The 12,044-nt window shown below is 67.8% G+C and carries 10 protein-coding genes; 3 read left to right on the forward strand and 7 right to left on the reverse strand.

Features of this window, described 5'->3' with window-relative positions; all coding sequences use genetic code 11:
• Nucleotides 1-150: 150 nt before the first annotated feature.
• From ACQR50_RS04030 to ACQR50_RS04040, 3 genes are all read right to left on the reverse strand, one after another.
• Complete coding sequence (locus ACQR50_RS04030; RefSeq protein WP_428969875.1) at nt 151-1,131, reverse strand: family 43 glycosylhydrolase; 981 nt, start codon at nt 1,129-1,131, stop codon at nt 151-153.
• A gap of 49 nt (nt 1,132-1,180) precedes the next feature.
• Nucleotides 1,181-2,563, reverse strand: coding sequence for a glycoside hydrolase family 27 protein (locus ACQR50_RS04035; RefSeq protein ID WP_428969876.1), 1,383 nt, complete (start codon nt 2,561-2,563; stop codon nt 1,181-1,183).
• A 95-nt stretch (nt 2,564-2,658) separates the two neighbouring features.
• Complete coding sequence (locus tag ACQR50_RS04040; RefSeq protein WP_428969877.1) at nt 2,659-4,950, reverse strand: TonB-dependent receptor; 2,292 nt, start codon at nt 4,948-4,950, stop codon at nt 2,659-2,661.
• A gap of 124 nt (nt 4,951-5,074) precedes the next feature.
• Here ACQR50_RS04040 and ACQR50_RS04045 point away from each other — a divergent pair, with 124 nt between their 5' ends.
• A complete protein-coding gene (locus ACQR50_RS04045) occupies nt 5,075-6,628 on the forward strand; it encodes a sensor histidine kinase (RefSeq protein WP_428969878.1) in 1,554 nt (517 codons plus the stop codon).
• Nucleotide 6,629: 1 nt separating this feature from the next.
• Here ACQR50_RS04045 and ACQR50_RS04050 read toward each other — a convergent pair whose 3' ends face one another.
• From ACQR50_RS04050 to ACQR50_RS04060, 3 genes are read right to left on the reverse strand one after another with little or no spacing between them, the layout of a single operon-like run.
• On the reverse strand, nt 6,630-7,418 hold the full coding sequence (locus ACQR50_RS04050) for a kinase (RefSeq protein ID WP_428969879.1): 789 nt from the start codon (nt 7,416-7,418) through the stop codon (nt 6,630-6,632).
• Complete coding sequence (locus ACQR50_RS04055) at nt 7,408-8,379, reverse strand: 2-hydroxyacid dehydrogenase (RefSeq protein ID WP_428969880.1); 972 nt, start codon at nt 8,377-8,379, stop codon at nt 7,408-7,410. The genes ACQR50_RS04050 and ACQR50_RS04055 overlap by 11 nt, the downstream gene beginning before the upstream one ends.
• Nucleotides 8,380-8,423: 44 nt before the next feature.
• On the reverse strand, nt 8,424-9,503 hold the full coding sequence (locus ACQR50_RS04060; protein ID WP_428969881.1) for a PLP-dependent cysteine synthase family protein: 1,080 nt from the start codon (nt 9,501-9,503) through the stop codon (nt 8,424-8,426).
• A 115-nt stretch (nt 9,504-9,618) separates the two neighbouring features.
• Between ACQR50_RS04060 and ACQR50_RS04065 the strand changes: the two genes are divergently transcribed.
• Complete coding sequence (locus ACQR50_RS04065) at nt 9,619-10,632, forward strand: SMP-30/gluconolactonase/LRE family protein (RefSeq protein WP_428969882.1); 1,014 nt, start codon at nt 9,619-9,621, stop codon at nt 10,630-10,632.
• A 180-nt stretch (nt 10,633-10,812) separates the two neighbouring features.
• On the forward strand, nt 10,813-11,658 hold the full coding sequence (locus ACQR50_RS04070; RefSeq protein WP_428969883.1) for a fumarylacetoacetate hydrolase family protein: 846 nt from the start codon (nt 10,813-10,815) through the stop codon (nt 11,656-11,658).
• A gap of 119 nt (nt 11,659-11,777) precedes the next feature.
• Here ACQR50_RS04070 and ACQR50_RS04075 read toward each other — a convergent pair whose 3' ends face one another.
• Nucleotides 11,778-12,044 carry a hypothetical protein gene (locus ACQR50_RS04075; protein ID WP_219019285.1) on the reverse strand — a complete coding sequence of 89 codons (267 nt, stop codon included), beginning with the start codon at nt 12,042-12,044 and terminating at the stop codon, nt 11,778-11,780.

A 12,044-nucleotide genomic window follows, 5' to 3' on the forward strand; every position in this document is an offset into this window, starting at 1 on the left:
CGGCACAGGGTGCCGGGCAGGGGGGCGCGGTCATGGCTGTCCTTGCGCAGACACGCGGCCTCCCCTTGCGCAAATCCTAACCGCGAAGAGAAGGCAGTGATGCGAGCAGACCGTTTTCGGAATTAATTCAAATGGTTAACGATTGTTAACTTATTTTGTGCGGAGAGGGCGTGCGGGCAGGACCGGCGCGTCGTCATCGGTCATCCGCACGGGTCGGATACGGCCATCGAAGGCATAGGTGATGCGGTCGATCGCCACGACCCGCTCGCCCTGGAAGGGACCGGGGCCGGGTGCGCGGTCCCAGCGGTGATAGACGATCAGCGAGCGCCCGTCGGGCAGCGTGACGAAGCTGTGATGCCCAGGCCCCTGATGCCGCGCATCGCCGGTCAGGATCGCACCGCGATAGCGCCACGGCCCGGTGGGCGAGGGAGCGGTGGCGTAGTGGACCGAATAATCGGGGCCGTTGAACCGGCCATGGCTGTAGGACAGGTAATAGGTACCGCCGCGCTCGTGCAGGAAGGCGCCTTCGGTGAAGTTCGGCGGGGTCGCGACCTTCACCTCGCGGGCGATGGTGACCATGTCGGGTTTCAGTTCCCAGACGCGCAAGGTTCCCCCTGCGCTGCCGCCTGCATAGAGATAGGTCTTGCCCGACCTGCGATCGGTGAAGACCATCGGATCGATCGCCTCGAACCTTTTGTCGCCGGTGATCAGCGGGCGGCCGCTGTCGCGATAGGGGCCTTCGGGCCGGTCGGCGACCGCGACGCCGATGCGGCTGGGCGTCGGGTTCTGCGGCCCGACCGAGTAATAGAGGTAATAGCGTCCATTCCGTGTCGCGACGCCGGGGGCCCAGAGGAAATGCTCGGGCGCGCCGTCATCCTTGATCCAACCGATCTGGTCGCGCCGGATCAACTCGCCACGTGGCCGCCAGGTCTTCAGGTCCCGGCTGGAAAAGGCGCCGAAACGGTCGGCCGCCCAGCTTCCGCCCGGCCCTCCGGTCGGGAAGATCCAGAGTTCGTCGCCGATCATCATCGCATGGGGATCGGCCCCCTCGAACTGCGGATTGCGGGCGATCCCCGCCGCCGCGATGGTCAGTGCGAGCCCGGCGGCGGCGAAGGCGGTCAGTGTCTTCATGGTCGTCGTCCTCCATGTTCGGGTCAGCCCACACGATAGCGGGAAGGGCTCAGCGCGCCCGAAGGCGGTACAAGCCCGCGCCATGCGGCGGCAGCGTCCGCGCGAAGCGGTCTTTCGCCCGGCCGAGCGAAGTACCACTCCACAAGTCGGTCACGTCGACCTCCCCCGACAGCCCCAGATAGTGGAGCGCCAGCCCCACCTCCTTGGGCTTATCGCCGGTGTTGAACAGCGCCAGATAACGGTCCTGGGCCGCACCCTCGGGCTTGGCGGACCAGATTCGCGCGCCATCCTCGACGAAATGCGGCTGGTTGTCGGTCGAGGCCTGGTTGACCGCGATGACCGCCCGGTTGGTCAGCAGCGCCAGCGTGGGGGCGTCCAGATAGCGCAGGTCGCCGCCCATGATCAGCGGCGAGCGCGCGATCGACCATAGGGTCATCAGCGTGCGCTGTTCGTCCGGCGTGAACTTGGTGTCGCGCTTGCCCAGCGCCAGCCGACCGAGCGGCAGCATGTCGGCATCGGGCCAGGACCCCGGCCCGCGATAGGGCGTCCAGTTTTCCAGCCGGGTGAACTGCGCCTCCAGCATCGACCATTCGTCCCAGAAATCGTCCGAGATGCGCCACATCTGTGCAAAACGCCGGACATGCGGGCCGCGGACCACCGGCGTTTCGCCCGGCGACAGGCTGAGGATGATCGGGCGGCCGCTGTTCCGGATCGCCTTGTGCGCGGCCTCGATCTCGGGCGCGTGCGCGTCATAGGGGCGGCTCATATCGTCCATCTTGACGAAATCGACGCCCCAGGAAGCATAGAGCGCGAACACGCTGTCATAATAGGCCTGCGCGCCGGGCCTGGTCATGTCCACGCCGTACATGTCCGGGTTCCAGGTGCAGATGCTGGACGTGTCGGCGATGTCGGCGGCGCGGTAGCGGGTGCCGAGGATCGGCAGGTTCTTCTTCACTGCCAGCCGGGGGATGCCGCGCATCAGGTGGATGCCGAACTTCATGCCCATCGCATGGACGTCCGCCGCCAATTGGGTGAAGCCCGATCCGTCCGCGCTGGACGGAAAGCGGTTGGGCGCGGGGATCAGCCGGCCATGGCCGTCCATCGCAGGCACCGGCGCGGCGTTATAGGTATAGCTGGACGCCTCGGGCTCATACCATTGGATGTCGACGGTGAAGACGTCATAGCCGAAGGGCAGCAGCTTGGCCCGCATGATCGCGGCGGTCTCGCGCGCCTGCGCCTCGGTGATCGTGGTCGCAAAGCTGTTCCAGCTGTTCCAGCCCATGGGTGGGCGCGGCGCCAGCGGCGCAGTGGGTTCGGCGGCCGATGCACTCTGCACCCCGCCCAAGGCCAGTCCGCCGGTGATCGCCGCGCCGCCGGCCCCCATGCTGGCCAGCGCCTGTCGACGGCTGATCCCGCCCCCGGTCTTGCTCATCCATCCACTCCCATTTTCTTGTCGAACAGGTCTAGGGGGTGCCACACGGATGGCAAGGCGGCGGCGATATTATATGTCTGACAATCGAATGCGGCTCAGAAACAACCCTCGAAGCTCAGGCCCAGGATGCGCGGCGGCGACATGGTGCCGCGAACCCGCCCGTCGAAATCGGTGAAGAAGGAGGTCGGCTGCTGCCGGTCGAAGATATTGCTGGCGAGCAGATAGGCCCCGAAATGCCGCCCCTGCCAGCCCAGCTTGGCATTGACCAGCGTGATCGGGCGGATGTCGCGCACGATCTGGTCGATGGTGCTCTGGAACACCGCATCGCGATAGGTGGCGTTGAGATTGGCGAACAGCCCGCCCGCGCCGCGCCAGGTGCCGCCCCATGATGCGGTCCAGCGCGGGGCGTTGGCGAACTCGTTGCCGGTGGCCGACCATTTCGCGGTGCCGATCGGCACGGTGAAGTCGAGGAACTCGGTCCGGCTGTGCCCGATGCCCGCATAGAGATCGAGGTGGCGCGTGGGCCGCCCGCGCAGCTCCGCCTCGAAGCCATAGAGGCGCGACTTGCCCGCATTGACGACCTGTGTGTCGAACACCGCGCCGGGGGTCAGCTGCACCGACACCTGCTGGTCGCGCCAGTCGATATAATAGGCATTGGCGTTGAAACTCAGTCGGCGGTCGAACCAGTCGGAGCGCAATGCGATTTCGTAATTCCAGGTATATTCGGGCGCATAGGTGAAGCTTTGGCCGCGCTGCTGGTTGATCCCGGCGCCCCCGGCGCGATAGCCGCGCTGCGCCGTCGCGCTCAGCGAGGCATCGGAGGTCACGTCCCAGGTCAGGCCCAGCTTGGGCAGCCAGGCGTCATAGGTGATGGCGCGTGTCGGATCGACACTGGTCGCCCCCGCCGCCGTGGCCACCAGCAGCGTGTTCAGCCGGGTGACGATGGGGGCGAGGGCGAGGGCGGGCACGGGCAACCGGGCCGGATCGGGCAGCGTGCCGTTCAGCACGACCGACTGGCTCGCCCCGCGCATTTGCCGCTCATTGTCGTAGCGCAGCCCTGCGCGCAGTTTCAGGCGGGTGGTCAGCGGGAAGGTCAGGTCGGTGAAGCCCGCCAGATTGCGCGTCAGGCGCGGCTGGGTCAGCAGGTTCCTGATCGGAACCACGCCGCCATAAAGGCCCAGCACCGTGTCCACCAGCGGCTGCGACAGGCCCAGTGCCAGCAGCTGGCGATCGATGCCCAGCCGGGTCAAATTCAGATTCTGCGTCGCCTCGAACCGATAGTCGCGATTGTCCTCGCGCAGATAATAGGCGCCGATCAGGCCCTGCACCCAAGGCAGGTCGATGCCCAGCCGCACTTCCTGCTGCGCCGTTCTGGCGGGGTCGCTGGTGCGGCTCAACTGGCCGGGGGTGGGGTTGCGATCCGGGTCGGCGATGTAGAGCGCGCGCACGTCGGAATAGTTGGTGATCGAACTCAGGTCGAAGCCGCCGCCCAGCGTGTAATGTGCCTCGAGCGTGGCGATGTCGCTCAGCGCGCGGGTGTTGGTCGCCACATCCTCGGTGACGATGCGATCCCGGCGCGCATAGGGCGGATCGAACTCGGAGGAATAGGCGCCGCGCACATGGCGGTCGTGCATATAGGTCGCGATGATCCGCAGCCCCGGCACCGCGTCGGGGGTGAAGAGCAGCTTGCCGCGCAGCGTCTCCGACTGGCGGGAATCGGCGTCGCGGTGCAGCGTCGTGTTGTAGAGCAGGCCGTCCGACCGCGCGATCTCACCGGCCACGCGAAACGCGATCTGGTCGCCCAGGATCGGCCCGCCCAGTGCGGCGGCGGCGCGGCGCTGTCCGTCGGGGCCGGTGAGCATCACCCTGGCTTTGCCGTTCCATTCGTAGCTGGGGTCGGTCGTGCGGATGACCACCGCCCCGGCCAGCGCGTTGCGGCCCTGTACCGTGGATTGCGGACCGCGAAACACCTCGACCTGCGCGATGTCGTACAGGTCGAGCGGCCCGGTGTTCAGCGCCGCGCGCGGCAGGACGGCCCCGTCGAGATAGACGCTGGCCAGCGCCCCGTCGCCCGCGCCCGACACGTTGAACGCATCGATGCCGCGAATGGTGAAGCTGGTCCGGTCGGCATTGATCGCGACATTGGGCGCGCGTTGCAGCACGTCGTACATGTCGATCAGATTCTGGTCGGCGATGGTCTGTCCGGTCGTCACCGCGACGCTGGCGGGCGTGTCGCGCAACGTCCGGTCGGCTTTCTCGCCCATGACCACGATGTCGTTGCCCGCCTCGGTCGACGCCGCGTCATGGCCCTGCGACGCCATGCTTTGCGCCAGACAGGGCGCCGCCACCGAAGACAGCATCATGGCCAGCGCCGCCCGAACCCGCATGTTATACCCCCAAATCCGTTACGAGGGCGAACTAATATTGATGATTATGCGAGTCAATCTCATTAGTGTCATCGTCGTTCAGGGTTGGCCTCGGCACCGCGTCGCACAGTGGCAAATTGACGCCATGATCGTTACGCTAGGCGCGGCGGCGGAGCGGCTGCCATCCCGGATCGGGAAGGATGAGCGAGCGATGCACGGACGACATGTCGAGTTCCAGCCCAGCCACGAATTGCTGCAGGCGACGATGGACGCGTCGACCGACATGATCCAGGTGTTCGAGGCGATCCGCGACGAGGCGGGCGGCATCGTCGATTTCCGCTGGGTGCTGAACAACCACACGTCCGAACGCAAATATGGCGAGGTGCGCGGCGAAAGCCTGTTGCAGCGCAATCCCGGCGTCATCGAAGAGGGTATTTTCGACGCCTTTTGCCGCGTGACCGAAACCGGCCTGCCCGAACAGGCCGAGCACCATTATGTCCATGAGCAGTTTAACGGCTGGTTTTTCCAGACGGTCGTGAAGCTGGGCGACGGTGTCGCCACCACCACACGCGACATTACCGAATGGAAGGAATCGCAGGCCGAGGTCGTTCGACTTCGCGAGGAGGTGGTGAAGGTCAAGCTGGCCGAGACCGAGGGACAGCTGGCGGCAATCTTCGCCACCGCGCCGATCGGTCTGTCGGTGCTGTCGCTCGACGGACGCTTCCTGCGCGTCAATGACGAACTGTGCCGCATCCTGGACCGTTCTCGCGAGGCGGTGCTGGCCTTGCGGGTCCCCGATGTGACGCATCCCGACGACCTGCCGCCCAGCCTGGTGGCGATCGAGGAAGCGGTGTCCACCGGCCGTCCCGCGACCCTGGACAAGCGCTATTCGCGCCCCGACGGCTCGCTGGTCTGGGCGAGCAGTACGTTGTCGGTCCTGCCCAAGGGGGACGGCCAGCCCGACCGGCTGCTGGTCGTGACGGCCGACCTGTCCGAGCGGCGCAAGGCGGACGAGGCGCTGCGCCGGAGCGAGGCGTTGCAGCGGGTGCTGATCGCGGAGTTGCAGCATCGCACCAGCAATTTGCTGGGCGTGGTCCGCTCGATCGCAGAGAATACGGCGCGCGGCTCGGCCAGCCTTCCCGATTTCCGCGCGCGGTTCGATGACCGGCTCGACGCGCTGTCGCGGGTGCAGGGGCTGTTGTCCCGGCTGAACGAGCAGGACCGGGTGACGTTCGACGGACTGCTCCATGCCGAACTGGTCGCGATGGACGGGCGGGCCGATGCGGTGACGCTGAGAGGCCCGGCGGGCGTGAGGTTGCGGTCCTCGACCGTCAATACGCTGGCCATGGCGATTCATGAGCTGGCGACCAATGCGATGAAATATGGCGCGCTGGGGCAGGGCGGGGGACGGCTGGCAATCAGCTGGGCGCTCGAGGCGGACGGGCCGGACGGCAGGCCCTGGTTGCACATCGACTGGCGCGAAAGCGGCGTGCGGATGCCCGAAGGCGCATGGCCCACGGGCACGGGACAGGGACGCGAGCTGATCGAGCGTGCGCTCCCCTATCAGTTGGGCGCGCGGACGACGTACCGCCTGGGCGAGGACGGCGTGCATTGCACCATCGCCATTCCCGTATCGACCACGGTCGGCGCGGACGAGCGCGGTTCGGCGAACGGCGACGAGGTTGCGACGGCGGCATAGGTCAGGCCGCCAGGGTGCGATCCTCGGCCAGCGTCAGGCACAGATCGGCGCGGCCGGGCATCTCGGCCCATATGTGGCGGGTCAGCCGCTCGTAATGGCTGACGAAGCGGGCAAGCTGCTCATCGTCCATCACCCCTGCGCCGGAGCCACGCATGCGGCGCAACGCCTCCTCCTGCTGAGTGCGCCAGCGCAGGACGGTGGACCAGTCGGGCGGAATCATCAGCACCAGCGGATCGATCGGGGCGAACAGGCGCGGATAGTCGGTCGCTAGCGCGGCGTTCACATGTCGTCGCCAAATCCCCTCGGCGTCCTCCGATGCTTCCAGCGCGTTGAGCGGTGCGACCAGTGCGGCCTCATCCTGCGCTCGCGCGCCGACGCACCAGCCCTCCAAGATCAGCAACTCGCATCCCTCCGGCGCGCAGGGCCAGGTCGATTGCGGCGCGCGGTCGTCGATCGCCTTGTCGAAGCGCGGCAGGGGGGCGGCCTCGCCCCGTGCGACCGCCGCGATCGTCTCGACGCCCAGCGTGACGTCATGCGTGCCCGGCACGCCGCGTGTCGCGAACAGCGGATGCACCGCGCGCGCCAGCCTCTGCCGCTCGGCATGGGTGAGGTAGAGATCGTCGAGCGACAGGATCGCGCTGCGCTCGACCTGCTTTGCCAGCCGCGCGGCGATGGTCGACTTGCCGCTTCCCTGCGCCCCGCACAGCCCCAGGATCAGTGGCGGGTCGCCGGACCGCCGCCGCGCCAGCCGATCCGCGACCAGCGCCGCGATGGCCGTTTCAGGCGACACGATCGGCCGGTTCCTCGCCACGAGCGAAGGCGGCGAGATTGGCCGCCGCGCGCATGCCCATCGCCGTCCGCGCCTCGATGGTGGCGCTGCCCAGATGCGGCAGCAGGACGGCACGCGGATGCGCCAGCAGGCCCGGATGCACCTTGGGCTCGTGTTCGTAGACGTCCAGCCCGACGCCGCCGATCCGCCCCTGATCCAGCGCTTCGACCAGCGCACCTTCGTCGATCACCGGCCCGCGCGCGGTGTTCACGACGATCGCATTGGGCTTCATCCGGGACAGCAGGGCGGCATCGATCATGTGCCGGGTCGCGTCGCCGCCGGGGACGTGCAGCGACAGGATATCGCATTCCGCCGCCAGGGCTTCGAGCGATTCCGCCCGCGTGGCGTCGAGCGCGCCTTCCACCTCGGGCGCGGCGGCGGAGCGGCTGGCATAACGCACCCGCATCCCCAGCCCGCGCGCCTTGACCGCCGTCGCCTGCGCGATGCGGCCAAAACCGACCAGCCCCAGCGTCTTGCCCGACAGCCCCTGCCCGATCAGGTGCGACGGTCGCCAGCCGGTCCATGCGCCGCTGCGCAACTCGCGCTCGCCTTCGCCCGCCCGGCGTGCGGTCATCAGCATCAGGAGGATCGCGATCTCCGCCGTCGCCTCGGTCAACACATCGGGCGTGTTGGTCACGACCAGCCCGGCGGCGCGCGCGGCGGCCAGATCGACATGATCGACCCCGGCTCCATAATTGGCGAGGATGCGGACCCGGCGGCCCGGCGTCGCGATCAGATCGGCATCGATCCGGTCGGTGATCGTCGGCATCCAGGCGTCATATTCGGTCATCGCTCTGACCAGCGCGTCGCGGTCCAGCGGCCGGTCGTCGGCGCTGAGCGTCGTATCCCAGCTTTCGGACAGATGCCGTTCCACATCGTCCGGCAGGCGGCGGGTCACGAGCAATTTGAGCCTGTCCGTCATGATGATCGCTCCTCCTCCGCCTCGTTCGCCCCGCGCCTGCCCGATCAGGCGCTGGCGAGCAGCGCCGCCATTTGCGCGGCATGGGGCCGCCAGTCGATGCCGCGCGCGTCCAGCCACGCATCGTCATAATAGGTGCAGCCATATCGCTCGCCCCCGTCGCAGAGCAAAGTGACGATCGAGCCGCGCTCCCCCGCCGCCGCCATTTCGGCGATCAGCGTGGCGCAGGCGATCAGGTTGGTGCCGGTCGACCCGCCGACCCGCCGTCCCAGCCGCGCCGACAGCGCCCGCATCGCGCCGATGCTGGCGGCATCCTCGACCGCGATCATCCGGTCTATGACCGAAGGGATGAAGCTGGGCTCGACGCGCGGACGCCCGATCCCCTCGATACAGCTGCCGCAACCTTCGGGCAGCGACAGCGCCCGGCGGTCGGCGAAGTGCCGGTGGAAGACCGAATGGACCGGGTCCGCGACGCAGAGCCGGGTGCCGTGCCGCTGATAGGCGATGTACCGCCCGATCGTCGCCGAGGTGCCGCCGGTTCCCGCGCCGCAGACGATCCAGTCGGGGACGGGATGTTCCTCCGCCGACATCTGCGCAAAGATGCTCTCGGCAATGTTGTTGTTGCCGCGCCAGTCGGTCGCCCGCTCGGCATAGGTGAACTGGTCGAGATAATGACCGCCCGTCTCCGCAGCCAGCCGATGCGAGACGTCATAGACCGTGCGCGGATCGTCGACCGTGTGAATCTCGCCGCCGTGAAAGCGGATCGCATCCAGCTTGGGCGCGGCGGTCGAGGCGGGCACCACCGCGATGAAACGAAGGCCCAGCATCTTGGCGAAATAGGCTTCGCTCACCGCCGTCGATCCCGACGATGCTTCGATCACGCAGGTGTCCGGCCCGATCCAGCCATTGCACAGCGCATAGAGGAACAGCGAGCGCGCCAGCCGATGCTTCAGGCTGCCGGTCGGATGGCTGCTCTCGTCCTTCAGATACAGCGTAATCCCCGGATAGCGCGGCAGGTCGACCCGGATCAGGTGCGTATCCGCCGAACGGTTATAGTCCGCCTCGATCCGCCTGATGGCTTCCATGCGCCACGCGCACAGATCGGCCTTGCTCCGCTCGACAGTCATGCTTGCCCCATTCGTCCCCATCGCGCGGCTCTTAGTCGCGAATGGCCGGTCAGGGAAAGATAGCGTGTCCGCACCGCGGCTTGCGGGCGCGGATGGCTTGGCCCATGCTGGCCCCATGATCGCCTCTCGCCGTTCCGTCCTTGCCGCCGGTCTCGCTCTGGTCGCGGCCCCCACCCTTGCCGACGCGGCGGAGACGACGCCGCGCCTGCGCCGCCTGTCGCCGGGGCTCGACCGGATGATCGCGCCGGGCACCGAGCCGGAGGTGATCGCCACCGGCATACGCTGGGCCGAAGGGCCGGTCTGGGTGCCGGGCGGCGGCTATCTGCTGTTCGCCGATCCGCCCGCCAATATCGTCCGCCGCTGGCAGCGGGGGCGGGGCGTGTCGGTGGTGCTGAACCCCTCGGGCGCGGCGGGAACCGATCCGGTGCTGGTCCGCGAACCCGGCGCCAACGGGCTGGCGCTGGATGCCAGAGGCGCGCTGCTGATCGCCAATAGCGGCGGGCGGACCATCGACCGGGTGGACCTGAAGACCGGTCGCCGCACCGTGCTGGCCGATCGTTATGCGGGCAAGCGGTTCAGCAGCCCCAACGACCTGCACGTCGCGAAGGACGGTGCGATCTGGTTCACCGACCCGCCTTACGGTTTGAAAGATGGGGATACATCGCCGCTGAAGGAACAGGCGGTCAACGGCGTCTATCGGCGGCGGCCCAATGGCAGTGTCGACCTGATCGACGGCACGCTGACCCGCCCCAACGGCATCGCGCTGTCACCCGACGAACGACGGCTTTATGTGTCGGTGTCGGACGAGGCGGCACCCGCGATCATGGTCTATGACGTCGATACGCGCGGGCAGGTCGGCAATCGCCGGATGCTGCTCGATGCGCGTGCGATGCTGGCGGCCGGAGGGGCGGGCCTGCCCGACGGGATGAAGGTCGCGCGCGACGGCACGCTGGTCTGCTCCGTCCCCGGCGGCATGATGCTGATGACCCCCGAGGCCGAGCCGCTGGGCCTGATCGAGCAGGGGGCGCCCATCGCCAATTGCGCGTTCGGCGAGGCGGGCCGCGCGCTGTTCATGGCCGCGAACGATCGCATCCTGCGCATCGCCCTCCGCCCCGGCTGGCAGGGCTGATCGTCGGATCGGCCATGGGTCGTGATGTCGGGACGCGACACTGATAGCGCTAAAAGGAACGAGCCGGTAGAGAAGGGGGCATGGCGCGGTCCGCTTGGCCCGCTCGCGCCCGACCGGGTGCTGTGCAAGATTCATGGCCGTCACGGTGCGTGGCGGCGTCACGCATAAGGAGACGGATCGATGAAGTTGTTGCGTTATGGCGAAATGAACCGTGAGCGGGCCGGGCTGGTGGACGATCAGGGACGCATCCGGGCGCTGCCCGAGGCGCTTGGCGATCTGGCGGGCGACCGGCTGACGCCGCAGGGTCTGGCGGAGATCGCCGCGCTCGATCCCGACACACTGCCCGTCGTCGAGGGCAATCCGCGCCTGGGCTCGTGCGTCGCACGTCCCGGCAAGTTCATCTGCATCGGCCTGAACTATCGCGCGCACGCCGCCGAGAGCAATCTGCCCATCCCGGCCGAGCCCGTCGTGTTCGGCAAGTGGAGCAGCGCCGTCGTCGGCCCGAACGACGACGTCGAAATCCCGCGCGGATCGGAAAAGACCGACTGGGAAGTCGAACTGGGCGTCGTGATCGGCACGCGCGGCCGTTACCTGACCGAAGCCGAGGCGCTGTCGCATGTCGCGGGCTATTGCGTCGTGCATGACGTGTCGGAGCGTGCGTTCCAGATGGAGCGCGGCGGCACCTGGGACAAGGGCAAGGGCTGCGACACGTTCGGTCCGACCGGCCCATGGCTGGTCACGGCGGACGAAGTGGGCGATCCGCAGAATCTGCGTCTGTGGCTGGAGGTCGACGGCAAGCGCTATCAGGACAGCAGCACCGCCGACATGATCTTCACCGTGGCCGAACTCGTATCCTATGTCAGCCAGTTCTGCACGCTGGAGCCGGGCGACATCATCTCGACCGGCACGCCCGAGGGCGTCGGTCTGGGCCAGAAGCCGCCGGTCTATCTGCGCGCGGGCCAGACGGTGAAGCTGGGTGTCGAGAAGCTGGGCGAACAGACGCAGCGCATGGTCGCGGCGGGCTGAACCCGAATCACCCCTCCCCTTCAGGGGAGGGGCAGGGGGTGGGGCGCTTCCGCAAGCGCTGTGCTGGTCGAAAGGCCCCACCCCAACCCCTCCCCTGAAGGGGAGGGGCTAATGGCCGATCATTCCTCGGCGTCGATCTCGCTGTCGACGCTGTCCATGAAGTCGCGTGCGGCTTCGCGGTCTTCCTCGTCGTCAAAGGCTTCGTCGATGTCGGGCGCGACGCCGATCATATAGGCCAGGCACCACAGCGCGAAGCGGCGGCCGCTGTCGCGCTCCAGCCCGAACTGCACGCGCAGCCGGTCGATCCCGGCGCCGAGCTGTTCGGGGGTGAGGTCGGCAATCTCTTCGGTGCCGAAGAAGCGGACGAGCAACTGGTCGAAATCCAT

This window comes from Sphingomonas sp. Xoc002, assembly GCF_050408055.1.
Classification (GTDB): Bacteria; Pseudomonadota; Alphaproteobacteria; order Sphingomonadales; family Sphingomonadaceae; genus Sphingomonas; species Sphingomonas yabuuchiae.